At 73.3% G+C, this 22593-nt stretch carries 19 protein-coding genes, 1 tRNA gene and 1 pseudogene; 7 read left to right on the top strand and 14 right to left on the bottom strand.

All coding sequences use genetic code 11. From position 1 onward, the window contains the following. Positions 1-26: 26 nt before the first annotated feature. From H9640_RS04450 to groL, 3 genes are all read right to left on the bottom strand, one after another. The gene (locus H9640_RS04450) at positions 27-818 is read right to left on the bottom strand and encodes a 2,3-dihydro-2,3-dihydroxybenzoate dehydrogenase (protein WP_191789532.1); all 792 of its coding nucleotides are present in this window, start codon (positions 816-818) and stop codon (positions 27-29) included. After that, positions 815-1474: an isochorismatase family protein gene (locus H9640_RS04455; RefSeq protein ID WP_191789533.1), complete on the bottom strand. Its 660-nt coding sequence runs from the start codon at positions 1472-1474 to the stop codon at positions 815-817. The genes H9640_RS04450 and H9640_RS04455 overlap by 4 nt, the downstream gene beginning before the upstream one ends. A 272-nt stretch (positions 1475-1746) precedes the next feature. Continuing rightward, a complete protein-coding gene (groL, locus tag H9640_RS04460) occupies positions 1747-3381 on the bottom strand; it encodes a chaperonin GroEL (RefSeq protein WP_056645303.1) in 1635 nt (544 codons plus the stop codon). 236 nt (positions 3382-3617) lie between these two features. On the opposite strand from groL, the gene H9640_RS04465 reads away from it, so the two are divergent. Further along, the gene (locus H9640_RS04465; protein ID WP_191789534.1) at positions 3618-5072 is read left to right on the top strand and encodes a glycoside hydrolase family 15 protein; all 1455 of its coding nucleotides are present in this window, start codon (positions 3618-3620) and stop codon (positions 5070-5072) included. A gap of 10 nt (positions 5073-5082) precedes the next feature. On the opposite strand, the gene H9640_RS04470 is transcribed toward H9640_RS04465, so the two are convergent. The 4 genes from H9640_RS04470 to H9640_RS04485 all read right to left on the bottom strand — a co-directional run bounded on the left by H9640_RS04470 (position 5083) and on the right by H9640_RS04485 (position 7925). After that, the gene (locus H9640_RS04470) at positions 5083-6573 is read right to left on the bottom strand and encodes a phytoene desaturase family protein (protein WP_318243641.1); all 1491 of its coding nucleotides are present in this window, start codon (positions 6571-6573) and stop codon (positions 5083-5085) included. Between the two features lie 5 nt (positions 6574-6578). Continuing rightward, positions 6579-6782, bottom strand: a complete 204-nt coding sequence (locus H9640_RS04475; protein WP_191789535.1) for a cold-shock protein — start codon at positions 6780-6782, stop codon at positions 6579-6581. Between the two features lie 122 nt (positions 6783-6904). Beyond that, the gene (locus H9640_RS19565) at positions 6905-7573 is read right to left on the bottom strand and encodes a LytR C-terminal domain-containing protein (protein WP_191789536.1); all 669 of its coding nucleotides are present in this window, start codon (positions 7571-7573) and stop codon (positions 6905-6907) included. 31 nt (positions 7574-7604) lie between these two features. Continuing rightward, complete coding sequence (locus tag H9640_RS04485) at positions 7605-7925, bottom strand: DUF3263 domain-containing protein (protein WP_191789537.1); 321 nt, start codon at positions 7923-7925, stop codon at positions 7605-7607. Positions 7926-8205: 280 nt separating this feature from the next. On the opposite strand from H9640_RS04485, the gene H9640_RS04490 reads away from it, so the two are divergent. After that, complete coding sequence (locus tag H9640_RS04490) at positions 8206-8862, top strand: uracil-DNA glycosylase (RefSeq protein ID WP_225226752.1); 657 nt, start codon at positions 8206-8208, stop codon at positions 8860-8862. Between the two features lie 84 nt (positions 8863-8946). Further along, positions 8947-9771: pseudogene (locus H9640_RS04495) on the top strand (SGNH/GDSL hydrolase family protein); the annotation flags it as partial. 19 nt (positions 9772-9790) lie between these two features. On the opposite strand, the gene H9640_RS04500 reads toward H9640_RS04495, so the two are convergent. The 4 genes from H9640_RS04500 to H9640_RS04515 form a co-directional block, all read right to left on the bottom strand. Continuing rightward, positions 9791-9863, bottom strand: a tRNA-Thr gene (locus H9640_RS04500). Between the two features lie 129 nt (positions 9864-9992). Then, positions 9993-10835, bottom strand: a complete 843-nt coding sequence (locus H9640_RS04505) for a DsbA family protein (RefSeq protein ID WP_191789539.1) — start codon at positions 10833-10835, stop codon at positions 9993-9995. Between the two features lie 136 nt (positions 10836-10971). Further along, positions 10972-11586 (bottom strand): hypothetical protein, encoded by a 615-nt coding sequence (locus H9640_RS04510; RefSeq protein ID WP_191789540.1) that lies wholly within the window; start codon positions 11584-11586, stop codon positions 10972-10974. A gap of 50 nt (positions 11587-11636) precedes the next feature. Next, positions 11637-13847 carry a protein kinase domain-containing protein gene (locus tag H9640_RS04515; RefSeq protein ID WP_191789541.1) on the bottom strand — a complete coding sequence of 737 codons (2211 nt, stop codon included), beginning with the start codon at positions 13845-13847 and terminating at the stop codon, positions 11637-11639. Positions 13848-13967: 120 nt separating this feature from the next. Here H9640_RS04515 and otsA point away from each other — a divergent pair, with 120 nt between their 5' ends. The 4 genes from otsA to H9640_RS04535 all read left to right on the top strand — a co-directional run bounded on the left by otsA (position 13968) and on the right by H9640_RS04535 (position 19095). Next, positions 13968-15458, top strand: a complete 1491-nt coding sequence (otsA, locus tag H9640_RS04520; protein WP_225226723.1) for an alpha,alpha-trehalose-phosphate synthase (UDP-forming) — start codon at positions 13968-13970, stop codon at positions 15456-15458. After that, a complete protein-coding gene (otsB, locus tag H9640_RS04525; RefSeq protein WP_191789542.1) occupies positions 15455-16351 on the top strand; it encodes a trehalose-phosphatase in 897 nt (298 codons plus the stop codon). Before otsA ends, otsB begins: the two co-directional genes overlap by 4 nt. 247 nt (positions 16352-16598) lie before the next feature. Further along, positions 16599-17723: an ABC transporter ATP-binding protein gene (locus H9640_RS04530; protein WP_191789543.1), complete on the top strand. Its 1125-nt coding sequence runs from the start codon at positions 16599-16601 to the stop codon at positions 17721-17723. Positions 17724-17853: 130 nt separating this feature from the next. Further along, positions 17854-19095, top strand: coding sequence for a DUF4032 domain-containing protein (locus tag H9640_RS04535; RefSeq protein ID WP_191789544.1), 1242 nt, complete (start codon positions 17854-17856; stop codon positions 19093-19095). A gap of 33 nt (positions 19096-19128) precedes the next feature. Here the strand turns inward: H9640_RS04535 and H9640_RS04540 are convergent, their stop codons facing one another. From H9640_RS04540 to cysS, 3 genes are all read right to left on the bottom strand, one after another. Next, positions 19129-19845, bottom strand: coding sequence for a DUF1275 family protein (locus tag H9640_RS04540; RefSeq protein WP_191789545.1), 717 nt, complete (start codon positions 19843-19845; stop codon positions 19129-19131). Between the two features lie 138 nt (positions 19846-19983). Next, positions 19984-21006, bottom strand: coding sequence for a 23S rRNA (guanosine(2251)-2'-O)-methyltransferase RlmB (rlmB, locus tag H9640_RS04545; protein WP_191789546.1), 1023 nt, complete (start codon positions 21004-21006; stop codon positions 19984-19986). Positions 21007-21101: 95 nt separating this feature from the next. Continuing rightward, on the bottom strand, positions 21102-22541 hold the full coding sequence (cysS, locus tag H9640_RS04550) for a cysteine--tRNA ligase (RefSeq protein ID WP_191789547.1): 1440 nt from the start codon (positions 22539-22541) through the stop codon (positions 21102-21104). Positions 22542-22593: the final 52 nt, after the last annotated feature.

A 22593-nucleotide genomic window follows, 5' to 3' on the forward strand; every position in this document is an offset into this window, starting at 1 on the left:
CGGGGGGAGGGTGGGGGTGCCCGCCGTCAGCGGAGCGTGGCGCCGCCGTCGACCACGAGCTCGTGCACCGTGATGTGCCGGGCCGCGTCGGAAGCGAGGAAGGCGACCGCGTCGGCCACGTCGCGGGCCTCGGCGAGGCGGCCCAGCGGGATGCCGAGCCGGAAGTCCTCCGGCACCCCGGCCACGACCCGCGCCTCGGCCGACTCGTCGAGGACCCGCAGGTCGTCCGGGCCTCCCGACCCGGCGAGCGCCGCGAGCATGGGCGTGCGGGTCGAGCCCGGCGAGACCACGTTGCAGCGCACCCCGTAGGGCGCGAGCTCGAGACCGAGCGACCGGGTCAGGCTCGACGCCGCGGCCTTCGAGGCCGCGTACGCCGCCATCCCGACGCGCGGGACGCCCGCGGCGTTCGACGCGACCGTGACGATCGCGCCCCGCCGACGGGAGGACAGACATCGCGCGACCTCGCGAGAGACGAGGTAGACGCCTGTCGCGTTGACCGCGAGCATGCGCTCCCAGTCCGCGAGCGAGGACTCGGTCACGACACCGGGACTCAGGACGCCCGCGGCGTTCACGAGCACCTCGAGCGGACCGATCTCGGCCTCGACCCGGGCGACGAGGCGCACGACGTCCGCCTCGTCGGTCACGTCGAGGCGCACCGGGACGACGTGACCGGCCGCTGCCTTCCCGAGCGGCGCCGTCGGGACCGTGCCGTCGAGGTCTCCCGCGACGACCACGTACCCCTGTGCCGCGAGCGCCTGCACGACCGCGGCCCCGATGCCGCCCGCGGCGCCGGTCACGAGGGCGACGCGAGCGCTCATGCCCCCGCCGCCGCGGGGACGCGCGCCCCGAGGTGGGTCAGCACGTCGTCCGTCGTCCCGACGACGGCGCACCGGTCCGCCGCCCAGGCGAGGGCCTGGCGGTGGTGGGCGAGCGAGAAGTCCGCGACGGCGTCACCGACGAGGAAGGGCTGGACGTCGTGCATGAACGCGTCGCACGCCGTGACGAGGCAGCCGATGTGGGCGTAGACGCCCGTCACGACGAGCTGGTCGCGCCCCTGCTCGCGCAGGAGGTCGCGCAGGCCCGTGCGGACGAACGCGTCGTAGCGCCACTTGGTCAGCACGGTGTCCCCCGGCTGCGGGGCGAGCTCGTCGATCACGACGGCCGAGCCGTCGTCCGGGATGCCGGGTCCCCAGAAGTCGGTGAGCAGGCCGCGGTCGGCGGGGCGCTGCGCGGGCGGCTGGGCGGTCAGGACGACCGGTACGCCGAGCTCGCGCGCCGTCGTGGCGAGGCGCGAGATGTTGCGGACGGCGTCCCGCAGGACGGGCGACGCCGGGTCGAACGCGTTCACGAAGTACTGCTGCATGTCGTGCACGAGGAGCACCGCGCGGGCAGGGTCGACCTGCCACGCCACACGGTTGCTCGGGTACTCGTGCGGTGCCGGGCCGTCGTAGGCGGCGATCGTCGGCAGTCCCATGGTCCCCCCAGAGCCGGGCGTATCGAGCAGGTTAGTTAAGTGGGTTAGGTAAACCTTTCCTCACTGAGGTAGACCTAAGCACAGACTTCACCCGCCTGGGAAGACCCGTCCACGGAACGGACAGATGCCGACAATCTGCCATCTCGTTCACGGGTTGACGTGGACGTCCCCCCGAGAACGCCGAAGGGCCGTCCGGCCAGGTCTCCCTGGCCGGACGGCCCTTCGTGCCAGCTGCGCGGGCTCCTAGGAGCCCGGCCGCGTGAGCGGACGGATCAGAAGTCCATGCCGCCCATGCCGCCGTCGCCACCCGGCATCGGCTGGTTCTTCTCCGGCTTGTCCGCGACGACGGCCTCGGTCGTCAGGAAGAGCGCTGCGATGGACGCAGCGTTCTGCAGCGCGGAGCGCGTGACCTTGACCGGGTCGTTGACGCCTGCGGCGAGCAGGTCCTCGTAGACGCCGGTCGCGGCGTTCAGGCCGTGGCCCGAGGGGAGGTTGCGGACCTTCTCGGCCACGACGCCACCCTCGAGACCGGCGTTGATCGCGATCTGCTTGAGCGGAGCGTCGATCGCGGCACGCACGATCTGCGCGCCGGTCGCCTCGTCGCCGACCAGGTCGGTGATCGCAGCGGTCTCGAACGCGACGGCGCCGGCCTGGATGAGGGCCACGCCACCACCGGCGACGATGCCCTCCTCGACGGCAGCCTTCGCGTTGCGGACGGCGTCCTCGATGCGGTGCTTGCGCTCCTTGAGCTCCACCTCGGTCGCGGCGCCGGCCTTGATGACAGCGACACCGCCGGCGAGCTTGGCGAGGCGCTCCTGGAGCTTCTCGCGGTCGTAGTCGGAGTCCGACTTCTCGATCTCGGAACGGATCTGGTTCACGCGACCCGCGATGAGGTCGGCGTCGCCGGCACCCTCGACGATCGTGGTCTCGTCCTTGGTGACGACGACCTTGCGAGCCTGGCCGAGCAGGTCGAGGGTCGCGGTCTCCAGCTTGAGGCCGACCGTCTCGGAGATGACCTGGCCACCGGTCAGGATCGCGATGTCCTGCAGCATGGCCTTGCGGCGGTCGCCGAAGCCCGGAGCCTTGACGGCGACGGACTTGAAGGTGCCACGGATCTTGTTCAGCACGAGGGTGGCCAGGGCCTCGCCCTCGACGTCCTCGGCGATGATGAGGAGGCTGCGGCCGGCCTTCATGACCTGGTCGAGCAGCGGCAGCAGGTCCTTGACGTTCGAGATCTTCGACTCGACGATCAGGACGTACGGGTCCTCGAGGACCGCTTCCTGACGCTCGGGGTCGGTCTCGAAGTAGCGGGCCAGGAAGCCCTTGTCGAAGCGCATGCCCTCGGTGAGCTCGAGCTCGAGGCCGAACGTGTTCGACTCCTCGACGGTGATGACGCCTTCCTTGCCCACCTTGTCGAGGGCCTCGGCGATGAGCTCGCCGATCGCGGGGTCACCGGCCGAGATCGCGGCCGTGGCGGCGATCTCTTCCTTGGTCTCGATGTCCTTGGCGGCGACGAGCAGCTGGGCCGTCACGGCCTCGACAGCCTTCTCGATGCCGCGCTTGAGGGCGATCGGGTTGGACCCGGCCGCGACGTTGCGCAGGCCCTCGCGCACGAGCGCCTGGGCGAGCACGGTCGCGGTGGTGGTGCCGTCACCCGCGACGTCGTCGGTCTTCTTGGCGACCTCCTTGACGAGCTCCGCACCGATCTTCTCGTACGGGTCGTCGAGCTCGATCTCCTTGGCGATGCTCACACCATCGTTGGTGATGGTGGGCGCGCCCCACTTCTTGTCGAGGACGACGTTGCGGCCCTTGGGGCCGAGCGTGACCTTCACGGTGTCGGCGAGGACGTTGAGCCCGCGCTCCATCCCGCGACGAGCCTCCTCGTTGAAGGCGATGATCTTTGCCATGGGGATTGATCCTCCGCTGGTGGCGTGTGACGGTCGGTCGGCGCCCGCGACGGACGGCTCGCGCACGCCGACGTTCATGTCACGCCGACTCGCGGGCCTCACCTGACGACCAGAGAAAACTGTCACTCTCATGACGAGAGTGCTAACGCCATTATTGGCACTCGGCCGGTGCGAGTGCAAGACCAGGCACCCCCTATCGCCCGTAGCGGAACGACGAGCGTCCGGCTCGTCCTAGGATGCGCACTGTGAGGTTCGCGACGACGCGGTGGCGACTGGCGGTGCTGGGTGCAGCGATCGCCCCTGTCGTGGTGCTCGTGACCGCGGGCGCGACCCCGGCCCACCGCCCGACCGACGTGCACGTCGACCTCTACCAGGACGGTGTCGCGACGGCCGGGGACGGTTCGCTGCTGCGCCTCCCGGACGGCATGGCGGCCACCTACCTCGACGGCAGCAGGGTCCTCGACCCTGCCGCTCTCGACCCTGGGTGGCTCGCAGGCGGTCTCGACCCCCGCGACGGCGAGGTCGACCGGCTGACCGTGATCGCCGGCCCTCCGCTCGCGACGGACCAGCTCCAGGACGCCGAGGCCGCCGCCAGTGCCGCGGAGGCCTCGCGCGCGTGGCTCGCCGCAGGCGACGTCCCCGGGGAAGGCACCCGGTTCGCGGCCCTCGGCCAGGACGCGCTGCTCGACCTGCACGCCCTCACGCTCGAGAACGGCGCCTCGCTCGCCGCCCCCTCCCCGAGGTGGCGCTTCGTGTGGCCGCGGGACGCGTCCTTCACGGCGGCCGCCTACGCGCGGACCGGGCACGTCGACGACGCCCTGCGGGTGCTCGACTTCCTGCGCTCGGTCCAGGAGGCCGACGGGTCGTTCCAGGCGCGCTACCGGCCCGACGCCGCGGGCGTGCCCGACGACCGCGGCAGCCAGTCCGACGGCAACGGGTGGGCCCTGTGGTCCGCCTGGACCGTGGTCGACGCGATCGAGGACCCCCAGGACCGTGCGGCGGCGCGCGTTCGGCTCGCACCTCTCGTCGACGCGTCGACGGACTACGTCCTGGGCGTCCTCGACGAGGACACGGCGCTCCCTCCGCCGTCGAGCGACTACTGGGAGGTCCACCCGACCGAGCTGACGCTCGGCACCGCGGCCCCCCTGCTCGCCGGTCTCGAAGCCGCTCGCTCGATCTACGCCGACGGCGAGCAGTGGGCACCGGCCGCCGACGCCGCTCGTGCCGCCGCCCGCCTGCGGACGGCGGTCGAGGAACGGTTCGGGCCCCAGGGATACCCGCGCCACGCGTCGGGAGGTCCGCAGGATGCTGCGACGACGTTCACCCTGCCGCCCTTCCAGCCCACGGCCCTTGCCGGGGCGCAGGACGCGTGGCGGTCGTCGGTCATGTCCATGCTCCGGCCCGCGGGCGGGGTCGCACCAGGGGCGGGCTGGCGCACCGACGGCATCTCGTGGACGCCCCAGACGGCCCTCTTCGCGCTGGCCGGGGCCTCGACCGGGGAGGTCGAGGTCGCCGAGAGCTGGCTCGACTGGCTCGCCACCCACCGGACGGCCTCGGGTGCGATCCCGGAGAAGGTCCTCGCGGACGGCTCGCCCGCGGCGGTCGCCCCGCTCACGTGGAGCTCGGCGCTCGTGGTGCTGACCCTGGTCGAGCTCGAGGACCAGCGCGCCGCAGCAGCGACGCTGCCCTGAGTCCGGAGCCTCAGGGAGCCAGGCGAGGCAGGTGCGGCACGTCGAACTCGCGCCGCAGCACGCGCTGGGCCGCGTACCAGCCGCCGAGCCCGTGCACCCCCGGTCCCGGTGGTGTGGAGGCCGAGCACAGGTAGACCCCGTCGAGGCCGGTCGCGTACGGGTCGAGCCGTGCCGTCGGGCGGGCGATCACCCTCCACAGGTTGACGGCCCCCGCCGCGATGTCCCCGCCCACGTAGTTGGCGTTGTGCTCGCTCATGCGCGCTGCGGGTACGCAACGCGAGGTCACGACGACGTCGCGGAAGCCGGGTGCGAAGCGCTCGATCTGTGCGGTGATCGCCTCGGTGACGTCGAGGGTCGAGCCAGCGGGGACGTGCGCGTAGGCCCACAGGGGGCGGAGGTCCCCCGCCCTGCGCGACGGGTCGACGACGCTGGGGTCGCTCACGAGCACCATGGGACGCTCGGCGTGCCTGCCCTCGGCGACAGCGCCCTCTGCCGCGGCCATCTCGGCGCGCGTGCCGCCGACGTGGACGGTGCCCGCCCGTCCGACGTCGGCGTGCTTCCACGGCACGGGGCCGCGCAGGACGAAGTCGACCTTGGCCGCCGCGTTGCCGTACGGGAACGCCGTGAGCGCGCGCGCGGCCCGGCCGGTCAGGCGGGACCCGAAGACCTCGACGACCGTGCGCGGTGTCGTGTCGAAGATGATCGCGCGCGCGGGCGGGAGGTCCGACTCCGAGCGGACCGGGTGGTCGGTCACGACCTGGCCACCGTGCGCCTCGAGGTCCGCGACGAGCGCGGTCACGATCGCTCCCGAACCACCGCGCGGGATCGGCCAGCCGCCCTCGGAGTGCGCGAGCGAGGCGAGGAGCATCGCGACCCCGGCCGAGGCGAGCGACGGCACGGGGGCGATCCCGTGCGCGGCGACCCCCGTGAGGAGCGCCGGTGCGACGTCGCCCACGAAGCGCCGGTCCCACAGCCCCGTGCCCTGCTCGAGGACCCCGAGGCCGAAACGCGCCGCGGTCGGGATCCCACGAGGAACGAGGCCCGCGGGGACGCTGCGCTTGTCACCGAGCGCCGTCGCGACCGCGTGCCCGGGGTTCCGGGACAGCGAGCCGAGGAGCGAGCGCCACGCGGCGCCGTCGGGCCCCAGGCCGTCGACCGTCCGGTCGAGGTCCCGGAAGGCGATCCCCGCGCGGCCGCCCGGCAGCGGCTGGGCGTACGAGACCTCCGGGACGAGCAGCTCGACGCCGCGCGACGGCAGGTCGAACGCCTGGAAGAACGGCGACGCCCACGCCATGGGGTGCACGGCCGAGCAGATGTCGTGGACCATGCCCTCGGCCAGCCCGAGGTCCAGCGTGCGGGAGCCCCCGCCGACCGTGGGCTGCGCCTCCAGGACGCGCACGGACAGCCCGGCCCGGGCGCACGTCACGGCCGCCGCGAGCCCGTTGGGACCCGAACCCACGACGACGACGTCCACCTCGGTCAGGTGCCGGGCGGGGGTCACGGCACTCAGAGCGCGCGCACCTGCTCGGCCTGGGGGCCCTTCTGACCCTGCCCCTGCTCGTACTCGACCTGCTGACCCTCGTCGAGCGAGCGGTAGCCGTCGCTCTGGATCGAGCTGTAGTGGACGAAGAGGTCCTGCCCGCCCGAGTCCGGCGTGATGAACCCGAAGCCCTTCTCGGCGTTGAACCACTTGACGGTGCCCTGTGCCATCTGCGTCTCCTCGTGCGGTGCTGACGTCGAGACACGTCGTGCCCCGGGACGAGTCCGAGCCTAGTGGCCCGGGTCACACGAGGAAAGCAGACCGCCGAGCGTGAAGGACCTGGAGCGGCTGATCAGGGAGCGGGCGTGAGCGCCGTCTTCACGACCACGACCACGTCGCCCTCGCGCACCTGCGTCTGGGTCATCTGCTCCGCGGGGATGCCGAGGACCGCGGCGACGGCCGTCGCCGTCTCCTTGCGGTTCGCGGTGTACCAGACGGTGTTGGCCGCGAGCCCGGAGTCACCGGGGTAGGGCGCGAACTCGACCTTGGTGAAACCCTTCGCCTGGAGCGCGTCCTTGCCGACGCGGGACTCGCCCTCGGGACCGTCGTCGTTCAGGACGCGGACGTACGCGCCCTTGTCCGCGGCCGCGAGCAGGGCCGTGACGTCCGTGGCGGGAGGTGCCGGCGTCTCCTCCGTGGTGGGGGGCTCCTCGGCCTCCTCGCCGTCCGCCGGAGGCTCCTCGGCCGCTCCGTCGTCCGCCGGAGGCTCCTCGGCACCCGCGTCGTCGGCCGGGGGCTGCGCGGCGGGCTGCTCCGCCTCGGCCGAAGGCTTCTGGCTGAACCCACCGGAGATGGCAGCGACCCCGCCGACCGCGAGACCAGCGAAGATCACCGCGACGAGGAGGAAGGGCCAGGTCTTGCTCCAGCCGCTGCGTGGAGCGCGATAGACCCCCACGGGCGCGCCCTCGGGCGCGGGGACGTCGAACTCGTCAGGCGCGTAGGGGTAATCGCTCTTGCTCACGGCGACAGGTTAGCCCGACTTGGCCCAGCGACTAAATGTCGCCGAGGCGACGTGCGGAGCGTGCGCGCTGCCGGGTGGACCGCATCCGACGCAGCCGCTTGACGAGCATCGGGTCGTGCGCGAGGGCCGCCGGCGAGTCGATCAGGGAGTTGAGCGCCTGGTAGTAGCGCGTCGCGGTCATGTCGAAGAGCTCACGGACCGCCTGCTCCTTGGCCCCGGCGTACTTCCACCACTGCCGCTCGAAGGCCAGGATCTCCTGGTCGCGGGCCGAGAGCCCCGAGTCCGTGGCCGGCGCGTCGTCCGCCTCGGCGGGCGCGACGAGGTGCTCGGTCGCGGCGAACGCTTCGCTCATGGGCGGGATCCTCACTCGTCGGGACGCGGCCCGCTCACGGAGCGGATACCTGGACCGCACCAGCCTACGCGCGAACGACACCCGTGTCATTCACCCGCTCGCGTACCCTCGCCGCGTGAACAGCTTCGCGACGCCACCGTCCTCGGGGTCCCTCGAGCAGGCCCCGTCCGTCACCTCTGACCAGGCCGACCAAGCCGACCAGGCTGACCAGGCCGGCCCGGCCGGCCCGCCGCTCGGCGCGGCCGGCGCCGGCGCGCCCCACCGTCCGCTCGCCGAGATCATGGCCCCCGACTGGGCCGAGGCGCTCGCCCCCGTCGAGCCCCAGCTCCGGGCGGTGGGCGACTTCCTGCGCGCGGAAGCGGCGGCCGGACGCCCGTACGAGCCGGCGCCGTCGGACATCCTGCGCGCCTTCCAGCGACCGCTCGCCGACGTGCGCGTCCTGATCGTGGGCCAGGACCCGTACCCGACTCCCGGGCACGCCATGGGACTGTCCTTCTCGGTCCAGCCGCACGTGCGACCGGTCCCACGCTCGCTCCAGAACATCTACGCCGAGATGGCGACCGACCTCGGCACCCCCACGCCCGTGCACGGCGACCTGTCCGCGTGGAGCGACCAGGGCGTCATGCTGCTCAACAGGGTCCTGACGGTCGGCGCGGGCGACACCGGCTCGCACCGCCGCAAGGGCTGGGAGGTCGTCACCGAGGCCGCGATCCGCGCCCTCGTGGCCCGCGACCAGCCGCTCGTCGCGATCCTCTGGGGCCGTGACGCCGCGACGCTCAAGCCCCTCCTGGGCGACACCCCGGTCGTCGAGAGCGCGCACCCCAGCCCCCTGTCCGCGCGCCGCGGGTTCTTCGGGTCGCGGCCCTTCTCGCGCGTCAACGAGCTGCTCGTGGCCCAGGGGTCGGCGCCCGTCGACTGGACGCTGCCGACGGCCTGACGCACCTCGCCGGGCCCCGGCCGCGCTACGTCGTCGGACCGGTCGCGCGGCGCCGTCGGGAATCCCCGGGACGCAGCGCGGCCCGTGTCACACAATGGAACGGTGACCACCTCGCACCCGGACAGAGACAACGCGCCCCGCTGGGCCAGCTACGTCGCGATCGGCGACTCGTTCACGGAAGGTCTCTGGGACCCCTACCCGAACGACCCGGACCGCCAGCGCGGCTGGGCCGACCTCCTCGCAGGGCACCTGTCGACGCGACGCAGCGCCGCAGGCCACGCCCCGCTCGAGTACGCCAACCTCGCGATCCGCGGCCGGCTCCTGCGCTCGATCCTCTCGGAGCAGGTACCGGCCGCGCTCGCGCTCAAGCCCGACCTGGTGAGCCTCATCGGCGGGGGCAACGACATCCTGCGCCCCGCGGCCGACATCGACCGCCTGGCCCGCAACCTGGACCACGCCGTGGGACGCCTGCGCGCCGAGGGCATCGACGTCCTGCTGGGCACGGGCTTCGACACGTCGGGCTCGCCCCTCGTGGGCCTCACGCGCGGACGGGTGGGCGTGTTCAACGCCCACATCTGGTCGATCGCGCGCCGCCACGGCGCCCACGTCCTGGACCTGTGGGGCATGGCGTCGCTGCACGACTGGCGCATGTGGTCCGACGACCGCATCCACCTCACGCCCGACGGGCACCGGCGCGTCGCGCAGGCCGCGCTCGTGGGCCTGGGCCAGGCGCCCGACGACGTCGCGTGGGACGACCCGTTGTCTCCCCTGCCGCCCGTCCCGCTCCTCGACCGTGCCCGGCAGAACGCCGAGTGGGTGCGCGTGCACGTGTACCCGTGGGCGACGCGGCGCCTGCGGGGCCACTCGTCGGGCGACCTGCGCGAGCCCAAGGCCCCCGTGCTGACGCCGGCCTTCGTCGTGGGACCGGAGCCGCCTGTCGGGTTCGAACCGACGACCTTTCGCTTACAAGGCGAGTGCTCTACCAGCTGAGCTAAGGCGGCACGCCACCCGAGGGCAGCGGCACCGTGAGGTGCGCGAACAGCCTACCGGGTGCTGCGCGCGCGGTGGACGCGCGGCGAGCAGGCGGTCGGCGTCCGTCCCTCACCTGGGACGGACGCCGACCGGGCGGATCAGCCCTTGGCTGCCTCGACGGCCTTCTTGAGCTCGGCCGGGTCGGTCCAGTTGCCGTCCCAGCGTTCCCCGTTGATCGTGATGGTCGGCGTGCCGAACCCACCGGTCTGCGGGTTGGCGAGGTCGGGGTTCTGCGTGGCGAGGTTGGTCGCGCCCTCGACCCAGTCGCCGAACTCCTTGACCGCGTCGCCCGCGGCGATCTTGTCGGCCACGGCGGCCGGGACGCCCGCGGTCTTGGCGATCTCCGCGATCTGCGCGTCGGTCAGGGTCTCCTTGTTCTCCTCGGGCTGGTTGGCGAACATCGCCTCGTTGAACGCGTTGAACTGTGCGGGGGCGTGCTCGGCGATGTACGCGGCAGCAGCGGCCGAGCGGGTGGAGAACTCCTGCGCGTTCGCCATGCGGTTGAGGATCGCGACCGGGTGCTGCACCAGGGTGATGTCGCCGGCCTCGCGCATCTCGTCGATCGAGGAGGCGTTGACGGCCTCGAAGTCACCGCAGATGGGGCACATGTAGTCGAAGTACACGCCGAGCTCGACGGCACCCTCGGTGCTGCTCCCGGCGGCACCGCCCTTTCCGATCGGGATGCCGCCCGTGTCGTTGGCCGTGGCGGGCGCGGTGACACCGGTCATGGGGGCGGTGGTGCGCGCCTCCTTCTGGTTCATCGCGGGGATGAAGACCCAGAGGAAGGCGCCGACGAGCACGGCGAGGCCGCCCACGAGGGCGCCGATGGTGATCGCACGGTTGCGCTTGTCGCGCTTGGCCTGCGCCTCGCGCAGCGCGAGGGCTTCGGCACGGGCCGCGTCGCGGCGGTCGGCCTTGGTCTGACGGGGTTCGTTCGACATGGGAGTCCTTGGAGTCGTGTGGTGGCGCGGTCCCGCTCAGGGCCGCACTGGTCGCGAGGGTAGCGGTCCGTGCCACGCGAGCCCAGGGTGCGGGTGGCACCTGGTCGCGCGGCGGTGACGAGTCGGGATCGAGTCGTCAGGCGGCCGCGAGCGCGGCAGGTGGCCCGCGAAGCGAGCGCACCGCGGCGAGCGCGAGATGGTGCAGCACCTTGGTCGCGGACCGCACGACCTGGCGGCACGAGAGGGCCACGGGCGCGAGCGGCGCCCGCAGCAGGGCGACCGCGCGGCGCGGGCTCAGGACGGCGGTCAGCCGGTCCCGGACGCGCAGGGCCACGGCGGCCAGCCCGCACCCGGCGAGCAGCAGCGCGAGGTGGGCGAGCAGCACGGGCAGCGCGAGCACGCCGACGACGGTGACGACGCGGGCGGGGTCTCCCCCGAGCGCGGCGGTCCCGGCGGGGCAGTCGGCGGTCTCCCGCAGGAGGGCCAGGTGCACGCCCGCGACGCCCCAGCCGCCCGGAGCGGGCACGCACTGGTGGACGAGGCTGAAACCACGGTCCGCGAGGAGCGTCAGGGTCCCGACGACCAGGAGGAAGCCGGCGACGACGAGCGAGGTCGCGGCGGTCAGCGACCGCGTCAGCAGACGCTCGGGGCCGTCCGTGCGCACGCGCGAGCGGGCCGCGGTCGCGGCCTCGTTCGGGGCTGTCCCGGAGGTCGCGCCGGTCGGCGCTCCCGGGGCGGACGTCCTGGTCACGGGGTCAGGGTACCCGCGCTGTCTGAGAGTTTCCGGTGAGGCACGTGGACTCACAGGCTCGGCGGCGGACCGGGGAAGGGCGCCCAGTCGATCGGCGTGCCGTCGCCGAGCGAGAAGAGCACGATCGCCGCGAGCACGAGCCCGGCGAGCACCAGGAAGATCGCCCCGACGCGACCGGGCGCGACGTGCGCGAGCGTGGTGCGCGCCCCGTACCGGGTGAGGCCGGACAGCGGCCCGAACCAGGCGAGCAGCACCGTGACCGCCATCGCGGCGCACAGCACGACGGTGAAGACCCAGGACTCGTTGGCACCGCCGACCGAGCGGGCCTCGACCGTCTGCTGGGGCGCGAGGACGAGCATCCCCGGCGCGAGCAGCCACCACGAGCCCACGACGAGCAGCACTCCCCCGCACAGCGCCACGAGCAGGGACGGCACCGCGCCCACGACGGCGCGCAGCGCGTACCAGGGCACGGCGATCGCGGTGCGTGCCCCGTCGCCGCGCTGCACTCCCTTGCGCTCGCGGCGGCCGTGGAGCGAGTCCGCGCCCACGCCGACCACGCGCAGCACGACCACGACCAGCGCGAGCAGCACGAACGCGAGGCCCGGGTGCGACCCGGCGAGCAGCACGAGCGGCAGCCCGAGCGCAGCCACGGTCCCGGCCCGGCGGCGGTGGGCGGGGCGCGCGTAGCCGGGGGCGGAGATCACGCCGAGGGGGCGGCCGAACGCGTCGAGCGGGTCCCCGCCCTCGCGCTCGGCCGCCTGCGCGCCGCGCCTCTTCTTCCCGCCCGACGGCGGAGCGTTCGCGGGCGGCGCGGGCTGCGGCGCGTACGGGTTCTGGGTCGGCGGAGGGTACGGGCCCTGCGCCGGCGGGTACGCCCCGGGCGGCGCTACAGGTACGGCAGGCTGCCGCAGGGTGGGCTGCTGGACGGCGGGCTGCACCGCGGTCGGCTGCAGGCCAGCGGGCTTCGCGGCAGGAGGTACGGGTGGTGCCGGTGGCACGGTGGGCACCGCGACGGTCCGGCCGTCGTTCGCGATGACCTGGGTCGCGGCGAGGGGCGGGATCGACGGCGCAGGCGGGGTCGGCCGCGGCACGGGCACGGCCGAGCGGACGGTCGGGACGACGCTCGTCGGCTGGACGTCACCGGCCGAGGCGGGCAGGACGACAGGCGCCGCGGCCCCGGCCGCGCCGCCGGCCCCGTTCGAGGCAGCAGCGCCCGCGGGCCCCACGGCGGCAGCCCGCTCGGCCGCCGCGAGCGTCCCGCCGACGGCCGCCACGGCGGCGGCACCGGCGAGCGCCGCACCACCGGCCGCGCCGCCCCCGCCGCGGGCGGTCCCGCCTCCGCCGAACTGCTGCGGGACGACCGCCGTCGCGCCCGTGGCGAGCGACGCCGTCGGGCCGTCGCCGCCCTGCGCCGCGCGGTGCAGGACCGCCGCGACCTCCGAGGGGCCGAGGCGGGTCGCCGGGTCCGCCCGCAGCGCCGCCGCGAGCGCCTCGGCCGTGCGGGGGCCCAGGCCGTCGAGGTCCGCCTCCCCCGTCCGGGCCCGGGCGAGCACGGCCTCGACGGGGCGCATGCCGAACGGCGGCCGCCCGGTCGCGGCGAACGCGAGCAGCGCGGCCCAGCCCCACCAGTCGCTGTTGGCGCTGGGCGCCGCACCCTCGAGCAGCTCGGGGGCCAGGTACCCGGGCGTGCCCATGACGAGACCGGTCGACGTGGCGCGCGCCTCGTCGAGCCCGTGCGCGATGCCGAAGTCGATGAGGACCGGGCCGTTCTGGGTCACCAGGACGTTGCTGGGCTTGAGGTCGCGGTGCACGACCCCGGCCGCGTGGACCGCCTCGAGCGCCTCGGCGAGCTGGTCCGCGAGCTCGAAGAGGTCGCGTGCGTCGAGCGGGCCGCCCGTCGCGATCTCCTCCTCGAGGTTCGGGCCGTCGACGAGCTCGGTCACGATGAAGGCCTCGGAGCCGTCGAGCTCGACGTCGAGGATCTGCGCGACCGCGGGGTGCCGCAGCCGTTGGAGCGCGACGGCCTCGCGGCGAAGGCGCTCGCGCCCCTGCGCGTCGACGTCGAGGTGTGCGTGCAGGAACTTGATCGCGACGAGGTTTCCGCCGCCGTCCTCGGCCTCGTAGACGGCTCCCATGGCACCGGCACCGAGGCGGGCGAGGATGCGGTAGCCGCCGACCTCGCTGCCCGTGGGCAGGCCGCCGCGCCGCGCGGCCCCGTTGCTCCGCGCCGGGTCGGCTGGTCTGCTGCTGGCCTCCTCCATGGTGTCAAGGTATCGACAAATCGAGGCCGTGCCCTGCGCTCCCGGGAGCAAGCAGGACGCGACACCGATAACCTGGGTGGAGTTTCACCAAAGTTCAACCGAATACCAAGGAGATCTCCATTGACTGGCAAAGACGGCTACGACCTCGTCGTGGTGTCCAACCGGCTTCCCGTCGACTTCACGGTCGACGACGAGGGCCACGTCGACTGGAAGCGCTCCCCCGGGGGGCTCGTCACCGCGCTGGAACCCGTCATGCAGAAGTCGGACGGTGCCTGGGTCGGCTGGTCGGGCGCCCCTGACCTCGAGGTCGACCCCTTCGACGCCGACGACATGCGCCTGGTACCCGTGACGCTGTCCGCGACCGAGATCGAGCGCTACTACGAGGGCTTCTCCAACGACACGCTCTGGCCGCTCTACCACGACGTCATCGCGCCCCCGGCGTTCCACCGGCAGTGGTGGGACGCGTACCGCCGCGTCAACCAGCGCTTCGCCGACGCCGCCGCCGCGCAGGCCGAGCAGGGCGCGACCGTCTGGGTCCACGACTACCAGCTCCAGCTCGTGCCGCGCATGCTGCGCGAACAGCGCCCCGACCTGAAGATCGGCTTCTTCAACCACATCCCCTTCCCCCCGCTCGAGCTCTTCCAGCAGCTCCCGTGGCGGCGCCAGGTGATCGACGGCCTCCTGGGCGCCGACCTCATCGGCTTCCAGCGGGCCGGGGACGCGTCGAACTTCATCCGCGCCGTGCGGCGCCTCACGGGCTACACGACCCGCGGCCCCATCGTGACCGTGCCCGGTGCCGAGGACCGCCCGTCGCGCAACGTGCGCGCCGCCGCGTTCCCCATCTCGATCGACTCCCGGACGTTCGACGAGCTCGCCCGGACCCCCGAGGTCCAGGCCCGCTCGCGCGAGATCCGCGCCGACCTGGGCGACCCCGAGTGCATGATGCTGGGCGTCGACCGCCTCGACTACACCAAGGGCATCCGCCACCGCATCAAGGCCTACGGCGAGATCCTGCAGGACGGGCGCATCGACGTCGAGCACGTCACGCTCGTCCAGGTCGCGAGCCCGAGCCGCGAGAACGTCGGCGCCTACCAGGAGCTGCGCGAGCAGGTCGAGGGCCTCGTGGGCCGCATCAACGGCGAGTACGCCGAGATCGGTCACGCCGCGATCCACTACCTGCACCACTCCTACCCGCCCGAGGAGATGGCCGCGCTCTACCTCGCAGCAGACGTCATGCTCGTCACGTCGCTGCGCGACGGCATGAACCTCGTCGCCAAGGAGTACATCGCGGCCCGCTCCGACGACCGCGGCGTCCTGGTCCTCTCCGAGTTCACCGGGGCCGCCGACGAGCTCGCGGGCGGAGCCCTGCTCGTCAACCCCCACGACATCGACGGCATGAAGGACATCATCGTCGCGGCCGCGAACATGGACGTGCGCGAGCAGCGCAAGCGCATGCGCCGACTGCGCCGCCGCGTCCTGGCCGACGACGTCTCCAAGTGGTCCGAGTCGTTCCTCGGCGTGCTCCAGGCCATGCCCTCGCGCGACACCCCGCGCACCCACGCCCCGTCCCGCGCAGCGGACGAGGTGCCCGTCGAGGGGGAGGGCGCGTGACGCCGTCGGGCACCGAGCACACCACGACCGGCGGGGCCGCCGACCTCACCGCGGCCCTCGCGGCCTTCGCGAGCGCGGCCGGGACGGCGCGCACGGGCGCACGGCCCGGCCCCGTCCTCGTGGCGAGCGACTTCGACGGGGTCCTCGCCCCGCTCGGGGACGACCCCCTCGCGTCCCGTCCCACCCCGGGCTCCGCCCTCGCGCTCGCCCGGCTCGCGGCGTGCGGACCCGACCGGGTGCGCGTCGCGCTCGTGTCGGGACGGCGGATCGAGGACCTCGCGCACCTCGCCTCGCCGCCGCCCGGTGCGCTGCTCGTCGGCAGCCACGGCGCGGAGACGGGCGAGGTGCTCGCACCGCTCCGCGACGGGGCCGACGACGAGCGCCGCGTGCGCGCCGACGGCAGCGCAGCCCGGGTCCGCCTCATCCCCGTGACCCTCGACGACGCGCAGAGCGAGCTCCTGGCCCACGTCACCGCCGGCCTCGAGGAGATCGCGTCCCCCGTCGAGGGCGCCTGGGTCGAGCACAAGCCCTCGGCCGCGGTGCTCCACACCCGGCTGTCCCCCGCCGACGCGGCCCAGGCCGCGACGGCCGCGGCGGTCGAGCTCGGCGAACGACTGGGCGCGCACGTCATGGCCGGGAAGAACGTCGTCGAGATCGCGGTCACGAGCACCTCCAAGGGCATCGCGCTCGACGCGCTGCGCGAGCGGCTCGGTTCCCCGGCGGTGCTCTACCTGGGCGACGACGTGACCGACGAACGAGCCTTCGCGGTGCTCGGCCCGGCCGACGTGGGCGTCAAGGTGGGAGAGGGCGAGACCCTCGCCGCGTACCGCGTCGCCGACCCCGCCGAGGCCGCGGCCGTCCTGACGACGCTCGCCGACCTGCTGGACGTCTGAGCATCCGCCTCCCCCGGCGCCCGAGGACCGTGACCAGGACGTGACCTGGGTGTGACGGAGGACTCAGGAACCGGGGGTAGGATGCCGAGCAACGATGACGTCGGACCACCGGGTCCCCGGGAGACCGGAAGCCCTGGAGGTTCGACTTCTTCTGTGTCACAGCAGACACGCACCACGTGAAAGCGCGGCACGTCACTACACAACGGATCGTCCGGCACGTACCTGCCGGTGGAGGGATGTACCCATCATGGCTACGGTCACTTTCGACCACGCAACGCGGCTCTACCCGGGGACCGAGCGCCCTGCGGTGGACCAGCTCAACCTGCACATCGAGGACGGCGAGTTCCTCGTCCTCGTCGGCCCCTCGGGTTGTGGCAAGTCGACGTCGCTCCGCATGCTCGCGGGCCTCGAGGACGTCAACGGCGGGCACATCTTCATCGGTGACCGCGACGTCACCGACGTGCAGCCCAAGGACCGCGACATCGCGATGGTGTTCCAGAACTACGCGCTGTACCCCCACATGTCCGTCGCGGACAACATGGGCTTCGCGCTGAAGATCGCCGGCACGCCCAAGGCGGACATCCGCCAGCGTGTCGAGGAGGCCGCGAAGATCCTCGACCTCACCGAGTACCTGGACCGCAAGCCCAAGGCTCTTTCCGGTGGTCAGCGTCAGCGTGTCGCCATGGGCCGCGCGATCGTCCGTCAGCCCCAGGTGTTCCTCATGGACGAGCCGCTGTCGAACCTCGACGCCAAGCTCCGCGTCCAGACCCGTACGCAGATCGCGTCGCTCCAGCGTCGCCTCGGTGTCACGACCGTCTACGTCACGCACGACCAGACCGAGGCCCTCACCATGGGCGACCGCATCGCGGTCCTCAAGGACGGTCTCCTGCAGCAGGTCGGCACGCCGCGCGACATGTACGACACCCCCGCCAACGTCTTCGTCGCCGGCTTCATCGGCTCGCCCGCGATGAACCTCGGCACGTTCGCCGTGAACAACGGCCTGGCCGAGGTCGGCCCGGCCCGCATCCCGCTCGAGCGCGAGGTCGCCGCCAAGCTCACCGACGCCGACAAGGGCAAGATCACGCTCGGCTTCCGCCCCGAGGCGCTCGAGGTCACCTCGCAGGCCAACGAGAGCGCCTTCCCGGTCGAGGTCAACATCGTCGAGGAGCTCGGCTCCGACGCGTTCGTCTACGGCACCCTCAAGGGCGACCTGGCGACCAACGCGGACATCCACTCGGGTGCCGGCGACAACCAGATCATCGTCCGCGTCGACCCGCGCAACGTGCCCGCCAAGGGCGAGCGCATCTACGTGGCGATCCGCCCGGGCAACACGCACATCTTCTCGACCGCGACGGGCCTGCGTCTCAGCTGACCCACAGCGACACGGGGCGGGCTCGGCGACAGCCGGGTCCGCCCCTTTCGCATATCCTTCCCGGTGGTGCGGAACGTCCGCGCCACCACGCCCCCGCACGCGAACGGCCACCGCGGAGAAAGGACCTGTCATGGTGCAGAACCTGCAGATCACCGCGTCAGCCCCCGACCCAGCACTGCTCGACCTCCCCTGGGACATCCCCCTGGAGGAGTGGCCGGACAGCGTCCTCGCCGCCCTCCCCCGCGGGATCTCGCGCCACATCGTGCGCTTCGTGCGCCTGTCGGGCCGCGTCATCGCGATCAAGGAGATCGGCGAGTCCGTCGCGTACCGCGAGTACGAGCTGCTGCGCCAGCTCAGCCGTCTCGACGTCCCCAGCGTCGTGCCCGTGGGAGTCATCACAGGCCGGAGCGACGCGAACGGCGAACGCCTCGAGGCCGTGCTCATCACCGAGCACCTGCAGTTCTCGCTGCCCTACCGCGCGCTGTTCAGCCAGGCCCTGCAGCCCGACACCGCGACGCGCCTCATCGACGCCCTCGCGGTGCTGCTCGTGCGGCTGCACCTCGTCGGCTTCTACTGGGGCGACGTGTCGCTGTCCAACACGCTCTTCCGCCGCGACGCCGAGACCTTCGCCGCGTACCTCGTGGACGCCGAGACGGGTGACCTGCACCGCGAGCTGAGCCCCGGCCAGCGCAACTACGACGTGGACCTCGCGCGGACGAACATCATCGGCGAGCTCATGGACCTGTCCGCGGGCGAGCTGCTCGACGAGGACATCGACGAGATCCTCGTGGGCGACGCGCTCGTCGCACGCTACAACGAGCTCTGGGACGCCCTGACCAACGCCGAGACCTTCGCCTCGGACGAGCGCTGGCGCGTCGCCGCGCGCATCGACCGGCTCAACAACCTGGGCTTCGACGTGGGCGAGCTCGCCATCACGACCGACATCGACGGCACGACCGTCCAGATCCAGCCCAAGGTCGTCGACGCGGGCCACCACGCGCGCCGCCTGCTGCGCCTCACCGGCCTGGACGTCCAGGAGAACCAGGCCCGCCGCCTGCTCAACGACCTCGACTCCTACCGTGCGGCCGCCGAGCGCCAGAACGACGACGAGGAGTTCGTCGCGCACGACTGGCTCAGCGGGGTCTTCGAGCCCACGATCCAGGCTGTCCCGCGCGACCTGCGGCGCAAGCTGCAGCCCGCCCAGCTCTTCCACGAGATCCTCGACCACCGCTGGTTCATCTCGGAGAAGGCCGGCCGGGACATCCCCATGCCCGAGGCCACGGCGTCCTACGTCGAGAACGTGCTCCGGCACCGACCCGACGAGAAGGCGATCCTGGGCCTCGCGCCGGGCGAGGTCGACCGCCAGGAGTGATCGGGGCGGGGCGTCGGGAGGCAGGCAGCCCTCTCACTCCTGTCCTGACGGCCCTGGCGAGGGCGCCGAACGCATCCCCGCGAGGTCCCGGCGCCGGTAGGTCTCGCCCACGATCGCCGTGCCCAGCGCGATCGCGCCCGGCACCACCAGCGCTGCCCCGGTTCCCGCGCGCAGCACGAGCGCCCCCACGGCGGCCCCGCTCCCGAGCGCGACGACCGCCGAGACCCGCCGCACCCAGGCCTCGCGGCCGTGGCTGCCCTGGAAGGAGTCCGCGGCCAGCCCCGTGAGCGTCGAGGTGACCACGGTGGTCGTCAGGTCCTTGACGGACAGGTGTCGGGCGGTCGCCGCCTGGACCCCCATCGAGACTCCCAGCACGGCCACGACCACGAGCAGGTGCCAGCCCCTCGGGGTGCCCACCGCCGCGGCCACGGCGGATGCAGCGAGCACCCCGACGCCGACGCCCGCGAACAGGCCCGTCGTCGTCCGGTGCCAGCCTGCCCTCTGGTTCCTGAACGCGAACCCCGCGACCGCCGCCCCCGCGACGTACGCCGCGAGCGCGACGAGCGGCCCGGCGGTGGGCACGTCCGGGCCGCCCGCGAGCCCCATCCCGAGGATCAGCACGTTGCCGGTCATGTTGGCCGTGAAGACCTGGTCGAGGGCCAGGTAGCAGATGCCGTCAATGATGCCCGTCGAGAACGTCAGCACCAGGAGCAGCACCCTGTAGTGCCGGTGCACGGGCTGAGGGTCCATCCCGCGAGCATCCCCCGGGCGGTCCCAGGGCGCACCCGCACGCCGAGCGTCGCCCGGCTCCCGACGACGCAGGGCGCCCCGTCGCCCCACCGGGATGGTGGTGCGACGGGGCGCCCTGGACGAACGAGGCGCGGTGTCTCAGTCCTCCGCGGAGCGCAGGCGCGCGACCTCGTACAGCGAGATCCCGGCGGCGACGCCGGCGTTGAGCGACTCGACGTCCGAGAGGATCGGGATCGAGGCGACGACGTCGCACGTCTCGCGGACGAGGCGCGAGAGGCCCTTGCCCTCGGACCCGACGACGAGCACGAGCGGGTCCTTGCCGAACGCGAGCTCGCCCACGGCGACCGGGCCGCCGCCGTCGAGCCCCACGATGAAGCAGCCCGCGGCCTTGTACTCGGTCAGCGTGCGCACGAGGTTGGTCGCGCGGGCCACGGGCACGCGCGCCGCGGCTCCCGCGGAGACCTTCCACGCGGACGCCGTGACGCCGGCCGCGCGACGCTCGGGCACCAGGACGCCGTGCGCGCCGAACGCGCCCGCAGAACGCAGGACGGCGCCGAGGTTGCGCGGGTCGGTCACGCCGTCGAGGGCCACGATGAGCGGGGGCTCGCCGGCCTCGTGCGCACGGTCGAGCAGGTCCTCGGGGTCGGCGTAGTCGTAGGGCGGGACCTGGATCGCGACGCCCTGGTGGACCGAGCCGTCGGTCATGCGGTCGAGCTCGGCCTTGGTGACCTCGAGGAGGTTGTACCCGCGCCCGGAGGCGATGTTCAGGATCTCCTTGGTGCGGTCGTCGGCCTCGAGGCGCGTGGCGATGTACACCGCGGAGACCGGGATGTACGCCCGGAGGGCCTCGAGCACGGCGTTGCGGCCGTTGACGACCTCGTTCGCGCTGCTCGATCGCGTCGTGCGCGACGGCGTGCGCCCGCTCGGGCGCCCGCCACGAGCCGCGCTCTTGGCGTCGTGCGCGCGCGGCCCCGTCGAGGTGGCGTCGCGGCGTTCGGCGGCGACCTTGGCCTTGTGGGCCTTGTGGTAGGTGCGGTCCTCGGCCTTGGGCGTCGGGCCGCGGCCCTCGAGGGAGCGGCGGTTCTTGCCGCCCGTGCCGGCGACGGCGCCCTTCTTGTTGCTGCTGCGGGTCGCGCCGCGTCGTTGTGAGTTTCCAGCCATGGGTCTGCCCCGTCGGTCGATGTGTGCGAGTGAAGTTGTGGTGGCGGACCCTGGGCCCGGGTGGGCCCGTCCTGCCGTGGGGCCAGGGTTCCGGGTCAGGTGCCCTGGCGTGCAGCGAGGGACCAGCGGGCCCCGTCGCTGGAGTCCTCGACGACGACCCCGGCGACCGCGAGGCGGTCCCGGATCGCGTCGGAGGTGGCGAAGTCGCGCGCGGCCCGTGCCTGCGCGCGGGCGTCGAGCTCGGCGGTGACGACCGCGTCGAGCGCCTGCCGGTACCGGGTGTCCCCGGCGTCGGCCCACTGCTCGCCCGCGGGGTCGAGCCCCAGGACGTCGAGCATCGCCCGGAGGGCGACGAGGTGGTGCCGCGCGACGGCGTCCGCGGCCGGCGAGCGGTCGGCGAGCGCCGAGTTCCCGGCGCGCAGGTGCTCGTGCACGACCGCGAGGGCCGCGGGCACGTTGAGGTCGTCGTCCATCGCGGACACGAAGGCCGCCGGGAGCTCGGCCTGGCGCACGTCGGCCGCGTCGATCGTCCCGACGCGCTCGCCCGCCCGCTGCACGAACCCGCTGAGCCGCTCCCACGTGGCCTCGGCCTCGGTCACGGTGTCCTGGGTCCACTCGAGCATCGAGCGGTACTGGACCGCGGCGAGCGCGTAGCGCAGCACGGCCGGGGTGGTCGTGCTGAGCACCTCGCGCACGAGCAGCCCGTTGCCGAGGGACTTGCTCATCTTGGCGCCGCTCTGCGTGACCCACGCGGAGTGGAGCCAGTACTGGGCGAACCCGTCGCCGGCGGCACGGGACTGGGCCTGCTCGTTCTCGTGGTGCGGGAACCGCAGGTCGAGGCCACCGCCGTGGATGTCGAACGTGCTGCCGAGGTAGCGGTGGGCCATGGCCGAGCACTCGAGGTGCCAGCCGGGGCGTCCGCGCCCGAACGGGGTGTCCCACGAGGCCGTGGCCGGCTCACCGGGCTTGGGGGCCTTCCAGAGCGCGAAGTCGCGGGGGTCGCGCTTGAGGGACTCCTCGGCCGAGTCCGCGGGAGCAGGCGTGAGGTCCTCGAGCCGCTGGTTGGTGAGCGAGCCGTAGTCGGCCCACGAGCGCACGTCGAACCACACGTCGCCGGGTCCGGTCGTGTAGGCGTGACCGGAGTCGACGAGCCGCTGCATGAGCTCGACCATGTCCGTGACGTGCCCCGTGGCGCGCGGCTCGTAGGTGGGCGGCGCGACGCCCAGGGCGTCGTAGGCCGCGGTGAACTCGCGCTCGTAGGTCGCGGCCCACGCCCACCAGGGCTCGCCGGCGTCGGCGGACTTGGCGAGGATCTTGTCGTCGATGTCGGTGACGTTGCGGATGAGGGTCACGCGCGAGCCCGTGCGGCGCAGCCAGCGCACGAGCACGTCGAAGGCCACGGCCGAGCGCATGTGCCCGATGTGCGGCGCCGACTGGACCGTCGCCCCGCACAGGTAGATGCCGACCTCACCCTGGGTCTGAGGGATGAAGGCGCGCACGTCCCGCGTCGCGGTGTCGAACAGTCGAAGGCTCACGCCCGCAAGGTTACCGGGGCGCACCCCTCCCGGCAGAACCCGCCCTCCCGTG

The organism is Oerskovia gallyi (assembly GCF_014836745.1).
Lineage (GTDB): Bacteria > Actinomycetota > Actinomycetes > Actinomycetales > Cellulomonadaceae > Oerskovia > Oerskovia paurometabola.

What these genes read in the sequence shown, in the direction of transcription:
- H9640_RS04530 (WP_191789543.1), top strand. Translation starts at nt 16,599, where the DNA reads ATGGCTACGGTCACTTTCGACCACGCAACGCGGCTCTACCCGGGGACC.
- H9640_RS04535 (WP_191789544.1), top strand. Translation starts at nt 17,854, where the DNA reads ATGGTGCAGAACCTGCAGATCACCGCGTCAGCCCCCGACCCAGCACTG.
- groL (WP_056645303.1), bottom strand. Translation starts at nt 3,381, where the DNA reads ATGGCAAAGATCATCGCCTTCAACGAGGAGGCTCGTCGCGGGATGGAG.
- H9640_RS04540 (WP_191789545.1), bottom strand. Translation starts at nt 19,845, where the DNA reads ATGGACCCTCAGCCCGTGCACCGGCACTACAGGGTGCTGCTCCTGGTG.
- H9640_RS04455 (WP_191789533.1), bottom strand. Translation starts at nt 1,474, where the DNA reads ATGGGACTGCCGACGATCGCCGCCTACGACGGCCCGGCACCGCACGAG.
- rlmB (WP_191789546.1), bottom strand. Translation starts at nt 21,006, where the DNA reads ATGGCTGGAAACTCACAACGACGCGGCGCGACCCGCAGCAGCAACAAG.
- H9640_RS04485 (WP_191789537.1), bottom strand. Translation starts at nt 7,925, where the DNA reads ATGAGCGAAGCGTTCGCCGCGACCGAGCACCTCGTCGCGCCCGCCGAG.
- H9640_RS04490 (WP_225226752.1), top strand. Translation starts at nt 8,206, where the DNA reads ATGGCCCCCGACTGGGCCGAGGCGCTCGCCCCCGTCGAGCCCCAGCTC.
- H9640_RS04505 (WP_191789539.1), bottom strand. Translation starts at nt 10,835, where the DNA reads ATGTCGAACGAACCCCGTCAGACCAAGGCCGACCGCCGCGACGCGGCC.
- H9640_RS04465 (WP_191789534.1), top strand. Translation starts at nt 3,618, where the DNA reads ATGCGCACTGTGAGGTTCGCGACGACGCGGTGGCGACTGGCGGTGCTG.
- H9640_RS04475 (WP_191789535.1), bottom strand. Translation starts at nt 6,782, where the DNA reads ATGGCACAGGGCACCGTCAAGTGGTTCAACGCCGAGAAGGGCTTCGGG.
- H9640_RS04450 (WP_191789532.1), bottom strand. Translation starts at nt 818, where the DNA reads ATGAGCGCTCGCGTCGCCCTCGTGACCGGCGCCGCGGGCGGCATCGGG.
- H9640_RS04515 (WP_191789541.1), bottom strand. Translation starts at nt 13,847, where the DNA reads ATGGAGGAGGCCAGCAGCAGACCAGCCGACCCGGCGCGGAGCAACGGG.